General features: G+C 73.7%; 18 protein-coding genes. 9 read left to right on the top strand and 9 right to left on the bottom strand.

Annotated elements, in window-relative coordinates; all coding sequences use genetic code 11:
* Positions 1–376 precede the first annotated feature (376 nt).
* The gene (locus tag ACRWND_RS16390; RefSeq protein WP_431949899.1) at positions 377–1,240 is read left to right on the top strand and encodes a hypothetical protein; all 864 of its coding nucleotides are present in this window, start codon (positions 377–379) and stop codon (positions 1,238–1,240) included.
* 248 nt (positions 1,241–1,488) lie between these two features.
* On the opposite strand, the gene ACRWND_RS16385 is transcribed toward ACRWND_RS16390, so the two are convergent.
* The 3 genes from ACRWND_RS16385 to ACRWND_RS16375 all read right to left on the bottom strand — a co-directional run bounded on the left by ACRWND_RS16385 (position 1,489) and on the right by ACRWND_RS16375 (position 3,898).
* Positions 1,489–1,881: a hypothetical protein gene (locus tag ACRWND_RS16385; protein ID WP_431949897.1), complete on the bottom strand. Its 393-nt coding sequence runs from the start codon at positions 1,879–1,881 to the stop codon at positions 1,489–1,491.
* A gap of 258 nt (positions 1,882–2,139) precedes the next feature.
* The gene (locus tag ACRWND_RS16380) at positions 2,140–2,859 is read right to left on the bottom strand and encodes an FAD binding domain-containing protein (RefSeq protein WP_431949913.1); all 720 of its coding nucleotides are present in this window, start codon (positions 2,857–2,859) and stop codon (positions 2,140–2,142) included.
* 205 nt (positions 2,860–3,064) lie between these two features.
* Complete coding sequence (locus ACRWND_RS16375; protein ID WP_431949895.1) at positions 3,065–3,898, bottom strand: siderophore-interacting protein; 834 nt, start codon at positions 3,896–3,898, stop codon at positions 3,065–3,067.
* Positions 3,899–3,976: 78 nt separating this feature from the next.
* On the opposite strand from ACRWND_RS16375, the gene ACRWND_RS16370 reads away from it, so the two are divergent.
* The 3 genes from ACRWND_RS16370 to ACRWND_RS16360 are packed head-to-tail and all read left to right on the top strand — an operon-like array spanning position 3,977 to position 7,914.
* Positions 3,977–4,849, top strand: a complete 873-nt coding sequence (locus ACRWND_RS16370) for an ABC transporter ATP-binding protein (RefSeq protein ID WP_431949893.1) — start codon at positions 3,977–3,979, stop codon at positions 4,847–4,849.
* Positions 4,846–5,823 carry an ABC transporter substrate-binding protein gene (locus tag ACRWND_RS16365; protein WP_431949891.1) on the top strand — a complete coding sequence of 326 codons (978 nt, stop codon included), beginning with the start codon at positions 4,846–4,848 and terminating at the stop codon, positions 5,821–5,823. Before ACRWND_RS16370 ends, ACRWND_RS16365 begins: the two co-directional genes overlap by 4 nt.
* A 6-nt stretch (positions 5,824–5,829) precedes the next feature.
* Complete coding sequence (locus ACRWND_RS16360; RefSeq protein WP_431949889.1) at positions 5,830–7,914, top strand: iron ABC transporter permease; 2,085 nt, start codon at positions 5,830–5,832, stop codon at positions 7,912–7,914.
* A 361-nt stretch (positions 7,915–8,275) separates the two neighbouring features.
* Here ACRWND_RS16360 and ACRWND_RS16355 read toward each other — a convergent pair whose 3' ends face one another.
* A complete protein-coding gene (locus ACRWND_RS16355) occupies positions 8,276–9,619 on the bottom strand; it encodes a lysine N(6)-hydroxylase/L-ornithine N(5)-oxygenase family protein (RefSeq protein ID WP_431949887.1) in 1,344 nt (447 codons plus the stop codon).
* 81 nt (positions 9,620–9,700) lie between these two features.
* Between ACRWND_RS16355 and ACRWND_RS16350 the strand changes: the two genes are divergently transcribed.
* Both ACRWND_RS16350 and argB read left to right on the top strand, forming a co-directional pair.
* A complete protein-coding gene (locus ACRWND_RS16350) occupies positions 9,701–10,648 on the top strand; it encodes a methionyl-tRNA formyltransferase (RefSeq protein WP_431949886.1) in 948 nt (315 codons plus the stop codon).
* An 86-nt stretch (positions 10,649–10,734) separates the two neighbouring features.
* Positions 10,735–11,505, top strand: a complete 771-nt coding sequence (gene argB / locus ACRWND_RS16345) for an acetylglutamate kinase (RefSeq protein WP_431949911.1) — start codon at positions 10,735–10,737, stop codon at positions 11,503–11,505.
* 24 nt (positions 11,506–11,529) lie between these two features.
* Here the strand turns inward: argB and ACRWND_RS16340 are convergent, their stop codons facing one another.
* On the bottom strand, positions 11,530–12,774 hold the full coding sequence (locus ACRWND_RS16340) for an MFS transporter (protein WP_431949884.1): 1,245 nt from the start codon (positions 12,772–12,774) through the stop codon (positions 11,530–11,532).
* A 136-nt stretch (positions 12,775–12,910) separates the two neighbouring features.
* Here ACRWND_RS16340 and ACRWND_RS16335 point away from each other — a divergent pair, with 136 nt between their 5' ends.
* Positions 12,911–13,855 carry a LysR family transcriptional regulator gene (locus ACRWND_RS16335; protein ID WP_431949882.1) on the top strand — a complete coding sequence of 315 codons (945 nt, stop codon included), beginning with the start codon at positions 12,911–12,913 and terminating at the stop codon, positions 13,853–13,855.
* Between the two features lie 150 nt (positions 13,856–14,005).
* Here ACRWND_RS16335 and ACRWND_RS16330 read toward each other — a convergent pair whose 3' ends face one another.
* The 4 genes from ACRWND_RS16330 to ACRWND_RS16315 are packed head-to-tail and all read right to left on the bottom strand — an operon-like array spanning position 14,006 to position 17,628.
* A complete protein-coding gene (locus tag ACRWND_RS16330) occupies positions 14,006–15,199 on the bottom strand; it encodes an ABC transporter permease (protein WP_431949880.1) in 1,194 nt (397 codons plus the stop codon).
* The gene (locus ACRWND_RS16325; RefSeq protein WP_431949878.1) at positions 15,196–15,909 is read right to left on the bottom strand and encodes an ABC transporter ATP-binding protein; all 714 of its coding nucleotides are present in this window, start codon (positions 15,907–15,909) and stop codon (positions 15,196–15,198) included. The genes ACRWND_RS16330 and ACRWND_RS16325 overlap by 4 nt, the downstream gene beginning before the upstream one ends.
* Positions 15,906–17,030, bottom strand: a complete 1,125-nt coding sequence (locus tag ACRWND_RS16320; RefSeq protein WP_431949876.1) for a hypothetical protein — start codon at positions 17,028–17,030, stop codon at positions 15,906–15,908. The genes ACRWND_RS16325 and ACRWND_RS16320 overlap by 4 nt, the downstream gene beginning before the upstream one ends.
* Complete coding sequence (locus ACRWND_RS16315) at positions 17,014–17,628, bottom strand: hypothetical protein (protein ID WP_431949874.1); 615 nt, start codon at positions 17,626–17,628, stop codon at positions 17,014–17,016. The genes ACRWND_RS16320 and ACRWND_RS16315 overlap by 17 nt, the downstream gene beginning before the upstream one ends.
* Positions 17,629–17,751: 123 nt before the next feature.
* Here ACRWND_RS16315 and ACRWND_RS16310 point away from each other — a divergent pair, with 123 nt between their 5' ends.
* Together ACRWND_RS16310 and ACRWND_RS16305 are read left to right on the top strand one after the other, a co-directional pair.
* A complete protein-coding gene (locus ACRWND_RS16310) occupies positions 17,752–18,450 on the top strand; it encodes a response regulator transcription factor (protein WP_431949872.1) in 699 nt (232 codons plus the stop codon).
* Entirely contained in the window at positions 18,447–20,240 is a 1,794-nt protein-coding gene (locus ACRWND_RS16305; RefSeq protein WP_431949870.1) for a sensor histidine kinase, read from the top strand. The genes ACRWND_RS16310 and ACRWND_RS16305 overlap by 4 nt, the downstream gene beginning before the upstream one ends.
* The last annotated feature ends 695 nt before the right edge of the window (positions 20,241–20,935 follow it).

The following is a 20,935-nucleotide window of genomic DNA, read 5'->3' as shown; positions in this document are numbered from 1 at the left end:
AGCGCGGCCTCTCGGGAGGGTGCGCCGCACCGAGGCCGCCCGGCGCCCGAAGGGCCGGCACGGACGAACACCTTGTGTCGCCGGCCGGACACACCTGGCCGCGGGTGACCGACGCGACCGCGAGAGACGCCGAGGGCGGCCCAGGAGGCCGAGGAGGATCTCCTGTGCGTGCGGCTTCCTGCTGAGGTTCTGCCTTTCGAGGCCACGACGGGCGCCGACCTCGTCATGGACGGCGGCCGCCGGTGTCGAACGCGGCGTCCGGGCCGGGGCCACCCCAGGCCGCTGCGTCCCTCGATCGAACGTCCCGTCGAGCGGGCCACTTCGGCGGCCGACCGCACCGGCCGCCGCAGCCCGCGCAGCGGCTAGCATCACTCCCATGCCGACACCCGAGGGGAACGGGCGCGCCGAGGGGGCGGACCCGGGTCCGTGGCGCGTCGCCGTGATGGACCGTCGCAGCGAGGTCGGGCGGCCGCCGTACCCGTCGCCGCCCGACGGGCGGCCGCTGGCGCGCCGGGACGACCTGCGCATCCAGGGGGCGACCGGGAGGATCAGCTGTGTCGACGCCTCCGGACGGACGCGCTGGACCTATGCCTTCGACGGACGCCCCAACGCCGCGCACGTCTCCGGGGGCAGGGTGCTGGTCACCACCGACTCCCTCGAGTACACGCCCTGGGGGTTCCTCGGCCCGGCCCTCCTGCTCGACCTCGCGGACGGCACCCTGATCGCCGAACTGCGCGGTGCGCGCGGCGCCGCGCTGCGGGGCGGACGCTTCCTGCTCGGGCTGGAGGGCTACGACTTCTTCGACACCTGGGAGCACGACCGCGACGGCGCCACCGTGGACTCCTGGCGCAGCTACGGCCACTACGTCGTCGGAACCGGCGTCCGTGTCGTCGAGGCCGACCGGAGGCATCCCACCGGGAGCCGCGTCGTCCGTCTGCTGCCCGGAGGCGGGATCGAGCGGGGTCCGCGGCTCACCGCCTCGGTGGTGCCGCGACCGGTGGTGCTGGAGGACGGCACGATCCTGGTGCTCGACGCGGGAGTGCTCCGCGCCGTCGACCGCGGCCTGGCGGGCACCGTCCTCGCCGAGCTGCTGCCGCTCGCCCCCGACAGGGCGTCCGGGTGCATCAGCTCGCTGCGGCGCGACGGCGACCGCCTCACCGCGGTCATCGCCGAGCCCCGGCCGGGCCACCCGACGACGCACACCGTTCACACCTGGACCCTCGCCCTGACCCGGCCCTGACCACGCGGGCCGGGAAGCGGCGTCAGCAGCGGGAGGCAGACGCGTGTCGGCCGTCACCCATGGACAGGCCCTCGAACGTCTTGAGAGGGGCACGCTCGCGCTTGCTCCGCGGTGTCGCGGGGCGCCCTGCCCCTGCGGGCGTCCGTGATCCGGGGGCGGCGGCGAAGGCGCCCGGCGGGAGCGGCGCCGGAGCCGGTCGTGGCGGCCGGCGGGTGACCGATCCCGCCGGCCGGCCTCACCCGTCGGGTTCAGAGTTCCGCCGCGCATGCCTCCAGCCTGGCGAGCAGCCGCGCCAGCGCGGCGTTCCACCGCTCGGTGCCCCGCTGTTCCTCCAGGAGGGCGCACAGCGCCCGGACCTCGTCGGCGGCGAAGGACTCGCGACCGGGGTTGTACTCGAACTGCAGGAACGCCACCCGCAGCTCGAAGTACCGGCAGGGGTCGACGTCGCGGAGCCAGCGGTGCAGCGCCAGCGCGGCGACGCCTTCCGCCCGGGCGCACCGGAGGCTGACCGACGGTTCCAGGACGAACTCGACCGTGGTGACGCCGTCGCGTGTGATGAGGCACATCCGCGCCGGGTCCGCCCCGCCGCGGTCCACGTCGAACCCGGCCGCGTACCCCGGGTCCTCCCGTCTGTCAGCCATCTCTTCCCTCGCCTCTTCCGATCCGGTGGGGGCGGGCGTGTGCCGTACTCCGGCGTGCGGCACGCGCTCTCGCACACCTCAACAACCGGGAACGCCCGGGCATACCCGATGTGGCGGAAGAGATCGCAAAATCTGCGAGGCTCCGCGGAAGCACCGTGCCGACGATTCCGTGCGGCCTCAAGCACGGGCTCCTCGCGGGCCCGCCGCGGAGACCCGGGCCCGGCGCGGACTGCCCGGGACCGCGCGGGCCCGGCGCGCTCAGGAGCCGCTGAGCCGGCCGGCGAGTGCGGTGACCTGCCGGCGCGCCGTCTCCCACGCCGCGGGGCCGAGCGCGGCGAGGTCCGTCTCCTCCAGCGCCCGCAGGGCCGCTTCCGTGTCGCCGTCGAACGGGACGCTGCCGCAGCGCACTTCGTAGCCCTCGCGGGTGGCCACGCGCAGGCCGCGTCCGCCGCCGTCGACGTGCACTGCGGAGGCGACGACCGGGGGCGGGGGTCCGCCCGCCTCGCCGGGCGCCTTGTCGTAGGCGCTGACCAGTGGCTCCCGCCAGCGGATGCCGAGCAGGAGGTGCTGTTTGGCCACGGCCTCGGACAGGTCGGTCTCCTGGGTCCGCTCCGGCTCCAGCGTGACCGCTCGGGAGTCGAGGACGAGCGCGGCGGGCAGCAGGCAGCGCAGAGTGCTGCCGACGAGGTTGCCGCCGACGGTGGCCGTCCGCCGCACGGCGCCGGTGCCCACGCCGGCGGCCGCCCGGCGCAGCGCCTCGGGAACCCGGTCGTCTATCCGGTTCAGGACCACCGCCGCGCCGAGGGCCTCGCGTTCGATCACGCCCGCCTCCGGCAGGTCGCGCAGCGACATGGCCCGTTCGGGGAACCCGTCGCGCTGCCAGGTGGCCCATACGAGCGTCGCCCCGCCGACGGGCACCGCCCCCTGGGCCATGAACTCCTGAGCTTCGGACACGGACGTGGGCAGGTGCAGCAGCACGGCGATCGCCCCGCCTTCCGGGAGCCGGTGACCGGACGGCGAGCCTTCCGGTCGCGTGGGTGTGTGGGTGGGCGCCACGCATTCTCCCCGTACGGGCGGGAGCGCGTACAGGGCTCAACCGTTCTCCTTGTGCGCCCGTTCGTGCGGGGAACCGCCGGATCCGCGCGTGGGACGGCGGGGGAGCCGCCCTGACCCGTGGCGGCGGTCAGGCGCCCTCGTGGCGTGCTTCGTGGCGTGCTTCGTGGCGCCAGAAGCCGGAGAAGGTGATGCGGTCCTTGGGCAGGCCCGCGCGGTGCAGGTGCCGGCGGCCCTTGGTGGCGAGGCTCTGCTCGCCGACGACGAAGGCGTATCCGCTGGGCTTCGCCGGTGTGTGCCGCCGCAGTTCGGCGAGGGCGGCCGCGCCGGGAACGGCGTGCGGGTCCTCGCGCACGACCCAGGTGACGGCCATTCCGGCGGGGGCGTCGAGCTCGCGCCGGTCGTCGGGGGTGGGCACCTCCTGGATCAGCCGGCCCACGGTGGCGCGGGGGAGGGAGCGCAGGATGCCGGTGGCGGCGGGCATCCCGCTCTCGTCGGCCACGACGAGGACATCCGAGGCGTCCTGCGGGCAGTCGAACATCACGCCCTGGTCGAGGAGCGCCAGCGCGTCCCCGGGCCGGGCGTCGCAGGCCCATAGCGCGGCGCGGCCCTCGAGTTGGCCGTTCGGGGCGCGGTGCACGACGAACTCGATGTCCATTTCAGGGGTTTCGGGCCGGAACGCGGCGACGGTGTAGTTCGAGTAGTGCGGGCGCTCAGCCGTGGGGATGGCGAGGTAGGGCTGCCACCACCGCGCTCCGGAGAACTCGGGCAGCCTCAGGGTGTCCTGGTGGGGGAGCTGCATGAAGAGGCGGAACCAGTGGTCGTAGCCCTTCCACGGGAAATCGGCGAGGTCCGGGCCCGTGACCGTCACGCGGTGAAGGGAGGGGGTGACGCGCTCGGTCCTGACGACCTCGGCGCGGAACATCCTGGGGTTCTGCGGCATGAGCCGCGGGGTCTTCGCCATGTAGGAAGGTTAGCCTAACTTAACGTATGCGGGAGGGGTGGTTCATGGAGTTAGTTAGGTTAGGCTAACCTTCCTTCCGTGAGTTCTTCGGAAGAGACCGCCACGGTCCGCGTCCCGCGCGGACTCGGGCTGGCGGCACACGGCGTGACCGCGGCGTACGACGGGACCGACGTGGTCCACGACGCGTCGATCACCCTGCGGCCCGGCCAGGTGACCGCCCTCGTGGGCCCCAACGGCAGCGGCAAGTCGACGCTCCTGCGTACGGTGGCGCGCCTGCAGGGCGCCCGCCGCGCCACGCTGACCCTCCACGCGCACGACGGGACGACCGCCGACGGCCTCGCCCTGACGGCGCGCGAGTTCTCCCGCCGCGTGGCCATGCTGACGCAGGGTCGCCCCACGCCGAGCGGGCTGACGGTACGTGACGTCGTGGACTTCGGCCGCTACCCCCACCGAGGCCGCTGGGGACGCCCCGACCCGGGCGGCCCGGCCGCGGTGGACCGGGCGCTGGCGATGACCGGTGTCGCGGACCTCGCCGACCGCGGCGCCGAGCACCTCTCCGGCGGACAGCTCCAGCGCGTCTGGCTGGCGAGCTGCCTCGCCCAGGAGACCGGCGTGCTCCTTCTCGACGAGCCCACCACCTACCTCGACCTGCGCTACCAGGTCGAACTCCTGGACCTGGTCCGGGACCTGGCCGACCGGCACGGCATCGCCGTCGGCGTCGTCCTGCACGACCTGGACCAGGCGGCCGCCGTGGCCGACCGGATCGCCCTGCTGCGGGCCGGCCGGATCGTCGCCGACGGCCGCCCCGAGGACGTGCTGACACCGCGACTCCTCACCGACGCCTACGGGATACGGGTCGACGTCGACACCGACCCCCTGACCGGCCTGCTGCGCACCCGCGCCGTCGGCCGCCACCACGCACGCAACGAAAGGCCCCTGACCACCCCATGAGCCGCTCCATCGCCATCACCGCCGCGGCGTCCGCTGCCGCCGTCCTCGTCCTCGCCGGCTGCGGCACGACCGAGCCGGCCGCGGACAGCGCCGCCAAGGACACCCGGCGCATCACCCTCACCGACGCGAGCGGAACGAAGGTCACCCTCGACAAGCCGGCCGAGAAGGTCGTCGGCACCGAGTGGAACGTCGTCGAGTCCCTGGTGACGCTGGGCGTCGACCCGGTCGGCGTCGCCGACGTCAAGGGCTATAGCGCGTGGGACTCCGCCGTCCCCCTGAAGAACCAGCCGAAGGACATCGGCACCCGCGGCGAGCCGAGCATGGACACCATCGCCTCGCTCTCCCCGGACCTGATCGTCGCCACCACCGACCTGCCGACCGCCGCCGTCAAGCAGTTGAAGAGGATCGCCCCGGTCCTGGAGGTCCGCTCCGCCGACGCCTCCGACCCCGTCGGGCAGATGAAGGAGAACCTCGACCTCATCGCCGAGGCGACCGGCACCGCCGCCGCAGCCGACGCGGCGAAGAAGGCCTACGACACCAAGGTCGCCGAGGGCCGCAAGGCCCTCGCCGACGCGGGGCTGGCCGGTGCGCGGATCGCCTTCGCCGACGGCTACGCCGCTTCCCACCAGGTCTCCGTCCGCCCCTTCACCAGCGGCTCCCTCATCGGCGGCGTCAACACGGCGCTCGGCCTGGAGAACGCCTGGACGGTCAAGGGGGACAAGGACTACGGTCTGGCCACCACCGATGTCGAGGGGCTCACCGAGCTCGGCGACGCGCGGTTCGCCTACATCGGCAACGACATCGAGGGCCGCGACGTCTTCACCGACGACCTCGCGAAGAACTCCGTGTGGAAGTCGCTGCCCTTCGTCAAGAAGGGCGAGGTGCACCGACTGCCCGACGGGATCTGGATGTTCGGCGGTCCGCGGTCGATGGAGGCGTACGTCGACGCCCTCGTCGGCGCCCTGACGAAGTAGCGCACCGTGGCCGTCACCGCTACGACCCCCGCCACCCGTCCGCACACGGCCGCCTCCCGGACGGGAGCGGCCGCGGTGACGGCCGCGCTCGTGCTCCTGGTCGCCGCCCTCGCGGTCGCCGACATCACCCAGGGCACCGCGGCCGTCGGCCCCGCCGAGGTCTGGAAAGCTCTCACGGGCGGGGCCGCCCCGGGCGACGCGTCCGTCGTGATCGCCTCCCGCCTGCCCCGCATGACCGCCGGACTGCTGGTCGGCGCGGCCCTCGGCATCGCCGGGGCGTCCCTGCAGGCCGTCACCCGCAATGTGCTGGCCGCGCCCGACACGCTCGCGGTGAACGCCGGTTCGTACCTGGCCCTGGGCGTCCTCATGGTCACCGGGACGTCCCTGCCGCTGCTCGCCTCCTCCGGTGTGGCGTTCGCCGGCGCACTCGCGGCGGCGGCCGTCGTCCTGTCGCTGTCCGGACCGGCCGCCGGCACCGTACGCCTCGTCCTGGCCGGCAGCGCGCTGACCCTGGGCCTGACCTCCGTCACCGAGGGGCTGATCCTGCTCTTCCCGCAGCAGACCGACGGCCTCTACCAGTGGAGCCAGGGCAGCATCAGCCAGAACGGCTTCGACGGCGTGGCGCAGATGGCACCCGTCGCCACTGTCGCTGTCGCCGGACTGCTCCTGGTGGCGCCCCGCGTGGACGCCCTCGCCCTGGGCGACGACGCCGCCCGCGGGCTCGGCGTCCCCGTCCGCGGCACCCGGATCACCGTCGTGGTCCTCGCGTCGCTGCTGTCCGCGGCGGCCGTGACCCTCGCCGGCCCCGTCGGCTTCGTCGGCCTGTGCGCGCCGGCCCTCGTACGACCGCTGGCCCGGCGCCTGCGACCGCTGACGCGCGGCCGCTCCGCACTGCCCGTCATGGGCCTGGCGGGCGCCGGTCTGGTGCTCGGCGCGGACGTCCTGCTGCGCGCCGTGATCCCGGCGCAGACCGCCGTCGCCGTGCCCACCGGAGTCGTCACCGGCCTGCTTGGCGCGGTGTTCCTGGTGGTGATGGCGCTGCGCGCCCCGGACCCGGCGGGGGTGAGCGCGCCGGAGCGGACGCGCATCCCCGGACGCGCCGCCTTCCTGACGACCGTGGGCCTCCTGGTCGCCGCCCTGGTGGGGGTGACCGCCGCCGGAGTGCTGCTGGGGGACACCGCGCTGCTCCTCGGCGACGTTTTCAACTGGGCGCGGGGCACGGCCGGCCGGACGGTCTCCTTCGTCCTCGACACGCGGGTGCCCCGGGTGCTCGCCGCGCTCCTCGCGGGGGCGGCCCTCGCCCTGGCCGGCACGCTGGTGCAGGCCGTCACGCGCAACCCCCTCGCGGAGCCCGGTGTCCTCGGCGTGTCGGGCGGCGCGGCGCTCGGCGCGGTGCTGTTCGTCACGACCGTCCCGGCCGCGGGGGCGTGGAGCGTGGCGGGCGCCGCGTTCGCGGGCGCCGCGGTGACCGCCGGCCTCGTGTTCGGGCTCGCGGCGCGCGGCGGCTTCCGGCAGACCCGACTCGTCCTCGTCGGCGTCGGCGTGTCCACGGCCGCGGCGGCCCTGATCAGCCTGCTGATCGTGCTCACCGACCCGTTCAACGCGACGAAGGCCCTCACCTGGCTGTCCGGTTCCACCTACGGGCGGACCGTGCCCGACGCGCTGCCCGTGGCGGCCGCCCTCGTGCTGGGTCTGGCTGTCGCGGTCGCCCGCCGCACCGAACTCGACCTGCTGGCGCTCGACGACGACACCCCGGCACTGCTCGGGCTGCGCCGAGGGCCGGCCCGGCTCGGATTCCTCCTCACGAGCGTGCTGCTCACAGCGACCGCCGTGGCCGCCGCGGGCACCATCGGTTTCGTGGGGCTGGTCGCCCCGCACGCCGCCCGGGCTCTGGTCGGGCGCCGGCACGTCAGGGTCGTCCCGGTCGCGGTGCTCCTGGGCGCCGCGCTGGTCTGCACGGCGGACCTCCTCGGGCGCACCGTCATCGCCCCGGCCCAGCTCGGCGCGGGACTGATGACCGCGGTCGTCGGCACGCCGTACTTCCTGCACCTGCTGCTGCGCACCCGGCGCGCGGCCTCGCCGGGGAAGTAGCGCCGGGACGCGGGGAGGAGAGACGCCCGAACCGGGGGCGCCTCCTGCCGGCGCGGGGGGCGGCGCGGAGCCGTCGGGCGGGCTCCTCCATGCCCCCGGGCGTCATCAGGATGCGGCGGCGCAGCACATGCGACCGGTCGCGGGCGCCGGCCAGTGTCTCGACGAGGAAGCTCTGGTCGGCCGGCTCGATGACGGTGTCGCGGTACGGGTCGACGGCGGCGATTCGATGCCGTTCTCGGCGGCCTCGTCAAGGCCGCCCTCGTCTGATGCCGCGGGCAGAGCGGCGCGGACCGAGGGGCGCGGGCAGGAAGAGCGCTACGCCCTGGGGGCCGCCGGCCGACCGGCGGCCCCCGAAGCCGTTTCAGACGCGGGCCGCGGCCGCCGCGGCCGCCTCGTCCAGGCGGGCGGCGAGCGAGGCCAGGATCTCGCCGGCCCGGACCGCGGTGGTCGACAGCAGCGTGGAGGACAGCCCGTGCGTGTGCTCGGTGCCGCCCTGCACATAGATGCCGGCCCGCACCTCGGGGGCGACCTCGACGCGGTGGTCGCGGCCCACGCGCAGCGCGTCGCCGTCGTCGCGCAGGCAGAGCTTGGCGGACTCCCCGAGGAGCGAGCCGACGTCCTGCGAACGGTAGCCGGTGGCGTGCACGAGCACGTCCGCCTCCAGGACCTGCCGCTCGCCGGTGGGCAGGAACTCCACCGTCACCTCGAGGCCCTTGTCGGAGACGTCCACGTCACGTATGCGGGAGACGTTGAGGAAGCGCAGCCGTTCGCGGCCCTGCACCTTCTCGCGGTAGGAGGTCGCGTACAAAGCCTCGATGAGGTCCATGTCGACCACCGAGTAGTTGGTGCCGCGGTGGTAGTCGTAGAGGGACTGCTTCACCTCCGACGGGGAGCCGAAGTAGAGGTCCACCGCCTCGGGGTCGAAGATCCGGTTGGCGAAGGGGCTGTCGTCGGCGGGCGTGTAGCCGTACTTGGCGAACACCGCGCAGACCTCCGCCTCGGTGAAGGCGCGGTGCAGGAAGTCGACCGCCTCGGCCGCGCTCTGCCCCGCGCCGAGGACGACGGCCCGGCGCACCGGGGCGCCGGACGCGGTGAGTTCGGCGGTCCTGGGCAGCAGCTGGCTGGTGTGCCAGACGCGGTCCGACAGCTCGGTGCCCGGAGGCAGGTGCGGCTCCAGGCCGACGGCCACGCTGATGTTGCGGGCCCGGTGCGTCACCGTCCGCGCCGGGTCCTCCGGGTCCCGGCAGGTCACGTCGAGGTGGTCGACGCCGCCGCCGGCGCCGCGGACCGGGGCGACCGACAGCACGTGCGAGGAGTAGTCGACGACGTCCGCGACGCGGGCGGCGGCCCACTCGAAGTAGTCGTGGAACTCCACGCGGAGCGGGAAGAGCGTCTTCTGGTTCAGGAAGTCGACCAGCCGTCCCCGCTCGCGCAGATAGCACAGGAAGGAGAAGTCGCTGGTCGGATTCCGCATGGTGACCAGGTCCTTGAGGAAGGACACCTGCATCGTCGCGTCGTCGATGAGCATCCCCCGGTGCCACCCGAAACGCGGCTGGCGTTCCAGGAACCGGGCGTTGATCCGCCGGGAGGCGGGGACCCGGGCGTTGTGCTCCCCGATGGCTATGGCCAGCGCGAGATTTGACGGCCCGAAACCGATTCCCAGGATGTCGTGGATGGTGTCCGGACCAGTGCGCGGTGCTGTCACCGTTGCATCGCCTCCCTCAGCGCGGCACATCTTAGATAAGGTAAGGCTAACCTTGCAATCATCGCTGAAGGGAAGACCGCCATGCGGGTCGTCATGTTCGGTTATCAGACCTGGGGACACCGGACGCTGCAGGCCCTGCTGGAGTCGGAGCACGAGGTCGCCCTCGTCGTGACGCACTTCAGGAGCGAGCACGCGTACGAGAAGATCTGGGACGACTCGGTCGCCGAACTGGCGGAGAAACACGGCGTGCCCGTGCTGCTGCGCACCCGCCCGGACGACGCCGAACTGCTGGAGGCGATCAAGGCGGCGGCCCCCGACCTCATCGTCGCCAACAACTGGCGCACCTGGCTGCCGCCGGAGATCTTCGACCTCCCTCCGCACGGCGCCCTCAACGTGCACGACTCGCTGCTCCCCGCCTACGCGGGCTTCTCCCCGATCATCTGGGCGCTCATCAACGGCGAGGAGCGGGTCGGCGTCACCGCGCACCGCATGAACGGCGAACTGGACGCGGGCGACATCCTGTTGCAGCGCTCGGTCCCCGTCGGCCCGGAGGACACCGCCACCGACCTCTTCCACCGCACCTGCGACCTGATCGCGCCCCTGGTGCGCGAGTCCCTGGATCTGATCGCCTCCGGCCGCGCCGAGTGGACGCCCCAGGACCGCTCCCGCGCGAGCTTCTTCCACAAGCGCTCCGTCGAGGACAGCCGCATCGACTGGAACTGGCCGGCGCAGGACCTGGAGCGGCTCGTGCGGGCGCAGTCCGACCCGTACCCCAACGCCTTCACCTACCACCGCGGCGAACGCATCCGGATCGTCTCCGCCGCCGTCTCGCAGGCCCGGTACGGCGGCACGCCCGGCCGCGTCTTCATCCGCGAGGGCGACGGGGTCGTCGTCGTCGCCGGCGCGGACGCGCGCGGCGGCCACCGCGAGGGGCTGCTGGTGCGCACGATCCGCACGGACGACGGCGCCGAACACGCTGCCACCGACTGGTTCCGCACCATGGGCGGCTGCCTGACGGACCGCCCGTGACGACGGCACCGGTCACCCCGGGGACGCCGGCCGCCCTGCGCGCGTTCGCGGACCGCACCGTCGTCGTGAAGGTGGGCGGGCACGCCATGGGCGGGGAGCCGCTGCTGCGCGATGTCGCCCGGGACGTCGTGCGCCTCCGGGAGGCCGGCGTGCGGATCGTGGTGGTCCACGGCGGCGGCCCGCAGATCAGCGCCCAGCTCGACCGCGAGGGCATCGAGGACCGCTTCGTCGGCGGGCTGCGGGTCACCACCGCCGAGGTGCTGGACGTGGCGCGCATGGTGCTGGCCGGCCGGGTGCAGCGGGACCTCGTCGGGCTGCTCAACGAGCACGGCCCGTACGCCGTGGGGCTCACCGGCGAGGACGCGCGCACGCTGACCGCGCGGCGCCGCTACGCCGACGTCGGCGGCGAGCGTGTGGACATCGGCCTCGTCGGCGAGGTGACCGAGGTCAACACGGCGGCCGTGGACGTCCTCCTGGACCACGGCCACATCCCCGTCGTCTCCTCCCTCGGCCGGGGCGCGGACGGCCAGGTCTACAACGTCAACGCGGACGCGGCGGCCGGCGCCCTGGCCGCCGCGCTCGACGCGGAGGCGCTGGTCGTCCTCACCGACGTGCCCGGGCTGTACGCCGACTGGCCGCGCCGCTCGCGGGTCGTGGAGCGGATCACCGCGACCGAACTGGCGGCGGTGCTGCCGGCGCTCGACGGTGGTATGGCGCCGAAGATGGAGAGCTGCCTGCGCGCCGTCCGGGCGGGCGTCCGCGCGGCGCGGGTGCTGGACGGCCGCGTCCCGCACGCCCTGCTGCGCGCGCTGACCGCGGGACCGGGGGGCGCCGGCACGACCGTTCTGCCGGGGTAGTCCGGTCGGTGCGCCGGGGGCGCCTCATGAGTGGCCGACGGACGGTTCCGACAGAGGATGAGGCGTCCGGTCGCGCCGGGGCAGCAGGAGCGGGGTGGCGAGGGCGAGCACTCCCGCGACCGCGAGAGCGGTGCGCGGGCCGGTGGCGTCGGCGAGCAGCCCGCCGAGCGCGGTGAGGACGGCGACGGCCGCCTGCTGGCCGATCGCCCAGGCCGTCAGGGTGCGGGAGACGAGGTGCGCGGGGGTGTGTTCGAGCCGGTAAGCGGCGAGCACCGGGCTGTACAGGCTCATGGTGACGATGATCGCCGACTCGACGGCCATCACGGTGGCGAGGCCGAGGACGCCGGGACGGACGAGGGCCAGACCGACCAGCCAGCAGGCGCGCAGCGTGCCGGCGGTCCGCAGGACCCGGTCGCGGCCGAAGCGGGCCACGGCGCGGCGGGCCAGCCGGGAGCCGATGAGTCCGCCGAGACAGGGCGCTGCGAAGGCGAGGCCGTACTGCCAGGGCGGGAGACCGAGCCGGCGCAGCAGGAGCACGGCCAGCAGGGGCTCGGTGGCCATGACCAGACCGGCGACGGCCATCTGGTTGAGCCACAGCGGCCGCAGAGCGGGGTGGCCCAGGATGTGCCGCCAGCCGTCGAGCAGCGCGCCCGCCCGGACCGGGCTCCCGCCGGTTTTTCGCGGCACGTCCTCCTGGCCGCGGATCGCGGTGAGGCCCAGCGCGGAGAGCAGGTAACTGACCGCGTCGGCCGCCACGGTGACGACCGGCCCGAACAGGCCGATCGCCGCCCCGCCGAGCGGCGGCCCCACCACGATGGAGCTCCAGTTCGTTGACTCCAGCCGCGCGTTGGCGACGAGCATGTCGTCCGGCCGGAGAAGGGCCTTGAGGTAGGCGCCGCTTGCCGCGTTGAACGCGATCTTGGCCGCGGCGACCACGGCCGAGACCGCGAGCAACTGGACGAAACCCAGCAGGCCGAGGGCGTAGGCGACCGGGATGGACGCCATGGCCGCGCAGCGGGCCAGGTCCATCGTGATCATGACCCGGCGCTTGCGCCGGAACTCCACCCACGGCGCGAGCGGCACCGCGATCAGCGCACCCACCGCGGGCCCCACCGCGGACAGCGCGGACACCTCGGCGGGGCCGGCGTGCGCCACCAGCACGGCGACCAGCGGCAGAGCTCCGAACCCCAGACCGGACCCGTACGCGCTCACCGCGTAGGCCGCCCGCAGCCAGCCGAACGACCGGCCCAGCGGTCTCCTGCCCACCATGCCCGGCGTCTCCCTTGACGTGCACCCGCACAAACCGACGTTGACCGACCAGAGCCAAGTCGGCAGGTGGGCTGCACGTCAAACAACCGACCTGGCCGTACGCCACAACCATCGGTTGTTCCGTAAGGTGGCCGGCGTGGATCTCGAAGCAGTACGGACCTTCGTCGCCGTCGCGGAGTCGGGCCAGTTCCAGAGGGCCGCCGTCGACCTGTCGGTCACCCAGCAGGCCGTCTCCAAGCGCGTCGCCGCGTTGGAGAGCGACCTCGGCGTGCGCCTGTTCACCCGCGCCGCCCGCGGCGCGGAGCTCACCATCGACGGGCAGGCGTTCCTGCCCCACGCACGCGAGCTGCTGCGCGTCGCCGAGCGCGCGGGCGAGTCCGTGCGCCCCGGCCGCCGTCCGCTGCGCGTCGACGTGATCGCCTCGCGCAGCGCGCAGTCGAGGCTGATGCGCGCATTCCACCGGGCCTTCCCCGAGATCGCCCTCGACGTGGTGATGCTGTTCGACATCGACAAGGCCGTCAGTGCGCTGCGCTCCGGCGCGATCGACGCGTCCTTCCGCGCCGTCGCCGCGCCCGGCCGTCCCCTTCCCGAGGACATCGAGGCCGTCCGCGTGCTCGACGAGCCGCTGCAACTCCTCACCGGTCCCGGGCACGCGCTGGCGGACGCCCGGTCGGTGACCCTCGCCGAGCTCACCGGGCACCGGATCTGGATGCCCGGCATCGCGCCCGGCACCGAGTGGGGCGCCTACTACGACGACCTCGTCGCCGCGTTCGGCCTCACCATCGAGGCGACCGGCCCCAACTTCGGCTCCGACGCACTCCTCGACACCATCGCCGACACCCCGGCCCTGGCCACCTTCATGGGCGAGCACACCCGGCTCATCTGGCCCGCCGACCACGGTCTGCGCCGCATCCCGGTCACCGACCCGACGCCCGTCTACCCCCACTCACTCCTCTGGCACCGCGACAACCCCCACCCGGCACTGGCCACCCTCCGCACCCACCTCGCCGCCGTGACGGCCGGCAGCGACGCCGTCGGGACGTGGACACCCGCCTGGACGCTTCCCGGCGACGTCCGTTGAGAGGACTCCGACGGCTGCGGTTCCGGCTGTTCTCGACCGCCGCCCCATGCGTCACCGCCGAACGGGGCCGCGTCCTCCCCTCGGCTCTTCATCCGCTGTGATGACTCGCCGGCTTCAGTGAGGGTGGTTCCCGGTGCCGCCCGGCCGATGTCAGACCGCCGACAGGGCTTGCGTCGGGGGCAGCCGTGAGGCGCGCACTGCCGGGTAGACGCCGGCGACGGCTCCCACGACGATCGCGCCGGCCAGACCGCTGCCGAGCGCGAGGGGTGGCAGGACCGGCGGCCACGACTGCCAGAGTGCGTAACCGACCGTGCCCGCCGCGCCCAGCGCGGTGCCGCTCAGCCCGCCCAGGACGGACAGCATGACGGATTCGGTCAGGAACTGGCCCCGTATCTGGCGGCGGTTGGCGCCGAGAGCGCGGCGCAGGCCGATCTCGCGGCGTCGTTCGAGGACGGAGACGAACATGGTGTTGGCCACTCCGATGCCGCCGACCAGCAGGGCGACCCCGGCGAGGCCGAGGAACAGGGAGGAGAAGGTGTGCTCGGTGGCGCGCTTGGCGGCCAGGGCGTCCGAGGGCCGGCTGACCTGGACGAGTCCCGGCAGTTCGGGGTTGACGGTGGCGGGCAGGACGGCGCGTACCGCCTCGATCTGCGACTCGCGCGCCTTCACGTAGACCACGGTGGGGTGGCCGTCGAAGGCGAGGCCGTCGCGTGCCGCGGGCCAGCCGACCAGTACGGAGCTCTCCAGGTCGGGAGTGAGGGGCGTCGGCCCGAGGATGCCGATCACGGTGAACGATCGGGTGCCGATCGTCACCAGCGGCTCCCGTCCCGGGGTGACGCGGTCGATGCCGAGTCGCGCCGCGGAACGTGGGCCGAGGACGGCCGCGGGGAAGCGCTCGGTGGCGCGGTCGAGGAACCGGCCGGAGCGGACGGTGCCGCCGACGGTGGCCAGCAGGTTGGTCCTGGCGGCCAGCACGCTCAGCCCGATCGAGTCGTTGGGGTCGGCCAGGTCGGAACGCCGCACGGTGGTGTGGACGTTGGCCACCGCGGTGGTGCTGGTGACGGGGCCGATCCGGGCCGCCATGACGTCGGCGGCCTCGGGGAGCAGCGCCTTCTGTCCGGCGTCGGGCTGCGGCTGGGCGCGGAGCATGTTGGTGCCGAGCGCGGACAGCTCGTCCATGAGGGCCCGTTGGCTGGACGCGGGGATGCCGGTGACGACGACCAGGGTGGCGATGCCGATCGCGATGCCCAGTGCGGACAGCGCGGCACGCGTCCTGCGGGTGTGCAGACCGAGCACGCCGAGTCGCAGGACGTCGAGGGGGGACAGTCTGATCGGTCGGTTCATGCCGGGCTCCAGGCGTCCGCGCGGGTGGCGCTGTCCGAGGCGATGCGGCCGTCGCGCAGTCGGATCCTGCGCGGCATCCGGGCGGCGATGTCCAGGTCGTGGGTGATGACCGCGATGGTGGTGCCCTCCTCGTTCAGTCCCGTGAGCAGGTCGAGCACGGCGCGGCCGTTGGCGCTGTCGAGCGCCCCGGTCGGTTCGTCGGCGAGGACGAGTGCGGGTTCGTTGACCAGTGCGCGGGCGATGGCGACACGTTGCCGTTCGCCGCCGGACAGTTGCTGGGGGAGGTGGCGGACGCGGTGCGCGAGGCCGACCCGGGCGAGCGCCTCTTCGGCGCGGGGGCGGCGCAGCCGCCGTGGCACGCCCGCGTAGAGCAGGCCGGTCGCGACGTTGTCGGTCGCGTCGAGGCCGTCCGTGAGGTGGAAGTGCTGGAAGACGAAGCCCAGCAGCCGGGCGCGCAGGGCGGACAGCCGCCGGTCGGGCAGTCCGGCGGCGGCGTGGCCGGCGATCTCCACCGTGCCGCTGGTCGGCCTGTCGAGGGTGCCCATGATGTGCAGCAGCGTGGACTTACCGGAGCCGGAGGGCCCCACGATCGCCAGGAGCTCGCCTTCCATGACGGTGAGCGACACCTCGCCCAGGGCGGTGACGTCGCCCGCGTAGGTCTTGGTGACCTTGTCGACCACGAGGGCGGGGGCCGGGCCTGCGGTGTTCACGAGGCGGTCACCACCGTCATGCCCTCGTTGACACCCGTGCCGCTCACTTCGACCATTCCGTCGGCGAACACCCCCGTCTCCACCGGGACCAGAGTGGAGTCGGGGCGCTGCAGCGCGTAGCCGCCCTCCCTCAGGGCGAGGAGCGCGGTGACCGGGACGGCCAGGACGCCCTTGCGGTCGGTGGCGGAGAAGCGGACCTGGACGGAGGCGGAGTCCAGCCCCTTCACGTCGCCGGCGTGCCGCGGGGTGACGGTGACGGCGACCGTGGGAGGTCCTGCCTGCGCGGTCTGGTCGTCGGCGGAACCACCCTGGACGGCGCCTGCGACGGAGGCGACGGTGCCGGGGATCTCCCGGCTGTCGGGAAGGGTGATCGTCACGCTCTGCCCCGTGTGGAGGGCGCCGACCTCGGCGGCGTCCACGCTCACGGCCACCGACTTCGCGGTGGTGGTGTAGGTCAGCACTTCTCCTTCGGCCGGGTCGCCCGGGGCGGCGGTCACGGTGTTGACCCTCACCGGGCCCGGCAGGACGAGCGCCCGGCCGGGTGTGAGCGTGCCGGTCGCCTCCTGGCCGGTGTCGCGCTGCCACCGCTTCAGGGCCGCGCCGAGCTCGACGGTGAACTCGGTGCCGCCCGGCGCGTGGCGCGTGGGCGCGCGGTCCGTGGTGGGCCCGATGTCGTAGCCGAGGGCCCGCAGATTGTCCGCCAGGACCGTGACGTCCCGCCCGCGCAGCCCCGGCTTGTCCAGCGCTCTGAAGAAGGGCGTGTCACCGAGGAAGACGGTCACTGGCTGGTCGTTCACCCAGTACAGGGGCTTGCCCCGGACGGCTGTCGCACCGGGCGACGGCAGCTTGGTGAGCACTCCGGGGCCCGTGCCCTTGAGGGCGCGCAGCGGGCCGTAGCCGAGTGTGCCGGGCAGGGTCCTGTCGGTGGACAGGTCGGTTTTGGTGACCTTGACGGTGTCGAGCCGGATCGGGTGTTCCGGCGCGGTCTGCCCGCCGCCCTGCCGCGCGCTCCAGGCGGCGGTGGCGCCTCCCGCGCCGCCGGCGGTCAGGAGGACGGCCAGGGCCACGGTGAGCCGGCGCCGGCGCCGCCTGGGGAGGCGGTGATCAGCGGTTCTTGTCACCGAAGGCCTCCATCGTGCAGCTCTTGTCGAGCTTGGCCTGCTCGGCCTCGCTCATCGCGGGCTGGCCGTCGAAGGTCCACCCGGAGTTGTCGGGCAGCGCGGTGACCTTGAGTCCGTGCGAGTTCAGGCACGTGATGTAGACGCGGTAGTCGTCGTCGTAGTGCGGGTTCGATTCGCGGCGCAACTCGGGCGGCTGGAGGGGGAGTTTGCCGGCGCACGTCTTCTGTGCGGCCTTGGCGGTGGGGCTGTTGTCGTGCTGGTCGACGGAGTAGGGGCCGCGGGCCAGGATCATCTTGTGGCCGTGGTCCTTCAGACAGGCGGCGTAGGCGTTCCAGTAGCGGTCGCGCTCGGCGTCGGAGCTGTCCAGGCGCAGCTGCGGACGGCCCTGCTCGCTGTCGGCGGACGGCGTCGTGGACGACGGCACCGGCGCGGCCGAGGGGGCGCCGGTCGCCAGCGAGGCGACGTCCTGGTCCCCGGACTGCTTGCCGGACGTCGTGCCGGCGCCCCCGGTGGAGCCGCCGCAACCGGTGAGCAGGACGGCGCAGACGAGCGCGGCGGCCGCGCCGGCCGCGCGGAGCGGGAGGTGTGGGTAGGTCATGCCGACCGATGGTGGCCGGTGAATGTCGGAATCCTGTCAGGAAGCCATCGGCATCCCGTGGTCCCGCGCGGACGGAGCCCCGATGTCGGAATTGCGAAACTTGGCGTACTTATACTTCCGGCCATGAGCGCACACATACTGGTCGCCGAGGACGACGAGAAGCAGGCCCAACTGGTGCGGGTGTACCTCGAGCACGAGGGGCACTCGGTCACTGTCGTCCACGACGGCCGCGCCGCACTGGAGGAGCTGCGCCGCGACCCTCCGCAGCTGCTCGTGCTGGACGTGATGATGCCGAAGGTCGACGGGCTCGACGTCTGCCGCATCCTGCGCCGCGAATCCGACCTGCCGGTGCTGATGCTCACCGCCCGCTGCACCGAGGACGACCTCCTGCTCGGCCTGGACCTGGGCGCCGACGACTACATGACGAAGCCGTACAGCCCCCGGGAGCTGACCGCCCGAGTGCGCACCCTGCTGCGCCGCGCCCGGCCCTCGGGTCCGCCCGCCCCGGAACCCGACCCGACGCTGACCGTCGGCGGCCTGAGCATCGACCCCTCCCGGCACGAGGTGGTCTGCGACGGCAGCAGCGTGGACTGCACCCCCGGGGAGTTCCGGCTGCTGGAGACGCTCGCCGCCGAGCCGGGGCGGGTCTTCACCCGCGAGCAGATCCTCGGGCAGCTCCACGGCACGGGGCGCTACTTCACCGTACGGACGGTGGACACCCATGTCATGAACCTGCGCCGAAAGATCGAACCCGATCCCGCCCGCCCGGTGCGGCTGCTCACCGTCTACGGCGTCGGCTACGTCCTGTCCGACACCGCATGAGCCGCCGCTTCCACAGCAGCCTGGTGGTGCGGCTGCTCGCCCTGTCGGTGCTGGTCTCGGTGTGCTCGATCGCCGCCACCGCCTGGCTCGCGGCCCGTACGACCACCCGGGCGATCCGGCAGGAGCAGGGGCAGGCGATCTCCGACGACGCCCGGATCTACAAAGCCCTCCTGGGCCGGGCCGCCACGCACACGGACTGGCGGGGCGTGCAACCGCTGGTGGACCGCCTCGCCCGGGAGACCGGGCACCGCGTGGTCCTCACCACGCAGGACCGCCGTCCGATCGCCGACTCCGCCGACGCCCGCCACCGGACCCCGCTGCCGGACCGGGCGTCGGCGACCGTGGACCCGCTCGCCGTCGACACCGGGATCTCGGGGGCCGACGGCGGCGACCGCATCGACCCCCGTGCCGTCGGCCCCTTCCGACTGACAGGGGCGGAACGGACGCGGCTGACCGCCCTCGCGCAGCGCCGCGTCAGCTGCCTTCGCAGCCTCGGCCTGCCCGCCGCCTCCACCACTGCTCCCGGCGGACGTCCGCACGTGGACCCGCCGGGCTACACCGGCGGCCGCTGCGCCGACGGGGTACTGGACCAGCCCACCCGAACCGAGTCCCGTGCCCTCGCCCGGCTCGACTCCCTGGTCGACGCGTGCCTCGGCCGCCGGGGCAGCGGTCCCGTACAGCTCGCGCTGGACCTGACATGGACGCCCACGCGGAGCCGCGACCCGGTGGACGGGGCACTGGTCGCCTCGTGCCTGGACAGCGCCCGCCGCGAGCAACTCGCTCCGTACGTCGCCCCGGCCGCGCTGCTGTTCATCGGCTCCCCGGAGAACGCCGCCGCCGCGTCCCCGTTCGACCTCTCCGCACCCAACCGCCTCCGCATGGCCGGGGTCGTGGCGAGCGTGCTCCTGCTGACCGTCATGGTCACCATCGGCCTCGGCCTGCAACTGGTCAGACCACTGCGCGCCCTCACGGCGGCCGCTCAGCGCGTGAAGGCGGGCGATGTCGCCGCGCGCGTGCAGGTGAGCGGCAGGGACGAGATCGGGCGCCTCGCGGAGGTGTTCAACGAGATGTCTCAGCAGCGGGCGAAGCTGGAACGGCTGCGCACCGAGATGGTGGGCGACATCGCCCACGAGCTCCGCACCCCGCTCAGCAACATCCGCGGCTGGCTTGAAGCCGCCGACGACGGCGTCGTCCCGGCCGATCGCGCCCTCGTCGGTTCGCTGCTCGAAGAGGCGCTCCTGCTGCAGCACATCGTCGACGACCTCCAGGACCTCGCCGCCGCCGACGCGGGCGCGTTGCGCCTGCACAAAGTGCGGTGCGACGTCGGTGAACTCCTGCGGCAGGTCGCCGCCGCCCACGGCGGACGCGCCGACCACGCCGGCGTCGCGCTGTCCGTCGACGTTCCCGCCGACACCGGCACCGTGGTCGCCGACCCGGTCCGTCTCCGCCAGGCCGTCTCCAACCTCGTGTCCAACGCCGTCCGCCACACCCCGCCCGGTGGCACGGTCATGGTCACGGCACGCCGCGAGGACGGCGCGCTCGCCATCGCCGTCGCCGACACGGGCGCCGGTATCCGGCCGGAGGATCTGCCGCGGGTTTTCGACCGCTTCTGGCGCGCGGAGAAGTCCCGCAGCCGCAGCACGGGCGGCAGCGGTCTCGGCCTCGCCATCGTCCGCAACCTCGCGCAGGCCCACGGAGGCACCGTCACCGTCGAGAGCACCCACGGCAAGGGATCGCTGTTCACCTTGCGGCTGCCCGGCGACGGACCGGAAGGGCAGGACGTCCGCTGAGCACCCCCGCCGGAGGCGGGAGGTACCTGTACCGGGGGTCCGTCATCGACCCCGTCTCGCGCCGCCTGGCGAGCTGAGCGATCTCGGTCGCATGCGCACCGACCTCGTCACCGACGTTCCGGCCGCTGCTGAACACACCCGCGGCAGCCTGGCCGGAGCGGTCCTGCACATGGGTCACGGTCGCCGCGACATCCCGACTGCGGAGGTGCCTATGGCGCGGCGCCGGCGCCAGGCAACGCCATCACCCGGCCTGGTCACCGAACATGCACATCATGTGACGGGCAGTCATTCTTGCTGTGGGTCTGCTGCTGTCGATGACAGCTTTCCTCAGTCGGTAGCGGCGCGTGCCGCAACGCGGGCCCCTTCCCTGGAGGTGACGTGTTGTCCCGAAGAGCCGTACCTCGGGCGTGGTGGGCAGTGGGCGCGATCGTGGCACTGGCGTCCGGCTCCCTGACAGGTGCCGCGTACGCGGGCAGCGTTGACAGCGGCCGAACTGGTGTCGTGACATCGGGCGCACAGGCCGGTCTCGCCGACCCATGCTTCCGGATCCCGTACGTGCTGGGATATTGCCCCAGTCGCCCCGGGTACCACTGGCCGGGCCGCCCCGGCATCCCGGGCCCTCCGGGGCCTCCCGGGCCGCCGGGACCACAAGGCGACCCCGGCCAACAGGGGGCTCCCGGCCTGCAAGGCCCTCC

Source organism: Actinacidiphila sp. bgisy167 (assembly GCF_965342175.1).
GTDB lineage: Bacteria > Actinomycetota > Actinomycetes > Streptomycetales > Streptomycetaceae > Actinacidiphila.
This window is presented reverse-complemented; position numbering and strand designations above follow the sequence as displayed.

What these genes read in the sequence shown, in the direction of transcription:
- ACRWND_RS16365 (WP_431949891.1), top strand. Translation starts at nt 4,846, where the DNA reads ATGAGCCGCTCCATCGCCATCACCGCCGCGGCGTCCGCTGCCGCCGTC.
- ACRWND_RS16330 (WP_431949880.1), bottom strand. Translation starts at nt 15,199, where the DNA reads ATGAACCGACCGATCAGACTGTCCCCCCTCGACGTCCTGCGACTCGGC.
- ACRWND_RS16385 (WP_431949897.1), bottom strand. Translation starts at nt 1,881, where the DNA reads ATGGCTGACAGACGGGAGGACCCGGGGTACGCGGCCGGGTTCGACGTG.
- ACRWND_RS16350 (WP_431949886.1), top strand. Translation starts at nt 9,701, where the DNA reads ATGCGGGTCGTCATGTTCGGTTATCAGACCTGGGGACACCGGACGCTG.
- ACRWND_RS16375 (WP_431949895.1), bottom strand. Translation starts at nt 3,898, where the DNA reads ATGGCGAAGACCCCGCGGCTCATGCCGCAGAACCCCAGGATGTTCCGC.
- ACRWND_RS16340 (WP_431949884.1), bottom strand. Translation starts at nt 12,774, where the DNA reads ATGGTGGGCAGGAGACCGCTGGGCCGGTCGTTCGGCTGGCTGCGGGCG.
- argB (WP_431949911.1), top strand. Translation starts at nt 10,735, where the DNA reads ATGGGCGGGGAGCCGCTGCTGCGCGATGTCGCCCGGGACGTCGTGCGC.
- ACRWND_RS16315 (WP_431949874.1), bottom strand. Translation starts at nt 17,628, where the DNA reads ATGACCTACCCACACCTCCCGCTCCGCGCGGCCGGCGCGGCCGCCGCG.
- ACRWND_RS16390 (WP_431949899.1), top strand. Translation starts at nt 377, where the DNA reads ATGCCGACACCCGAGGGGAACGGGCGCGCCGAGGGGGCGGACCCGGGT.
- ACRWND_RS16305 (WP_431949870.1), top strand. Translation starts at nt 18,447, where the DNA reads ATGAGCCGCCGCTTCCACAGCAGCCTGGTGGTGCGGCTGCTCGCCCTG.
- ACRWND_RS16310 (WP_431949872.1), top strand. Translation starts at nt 17,752, where the DNA reads ATGAGCGCACACATACTGGTCGCCGAGGACGACGAGAAGCAGGCCCAA.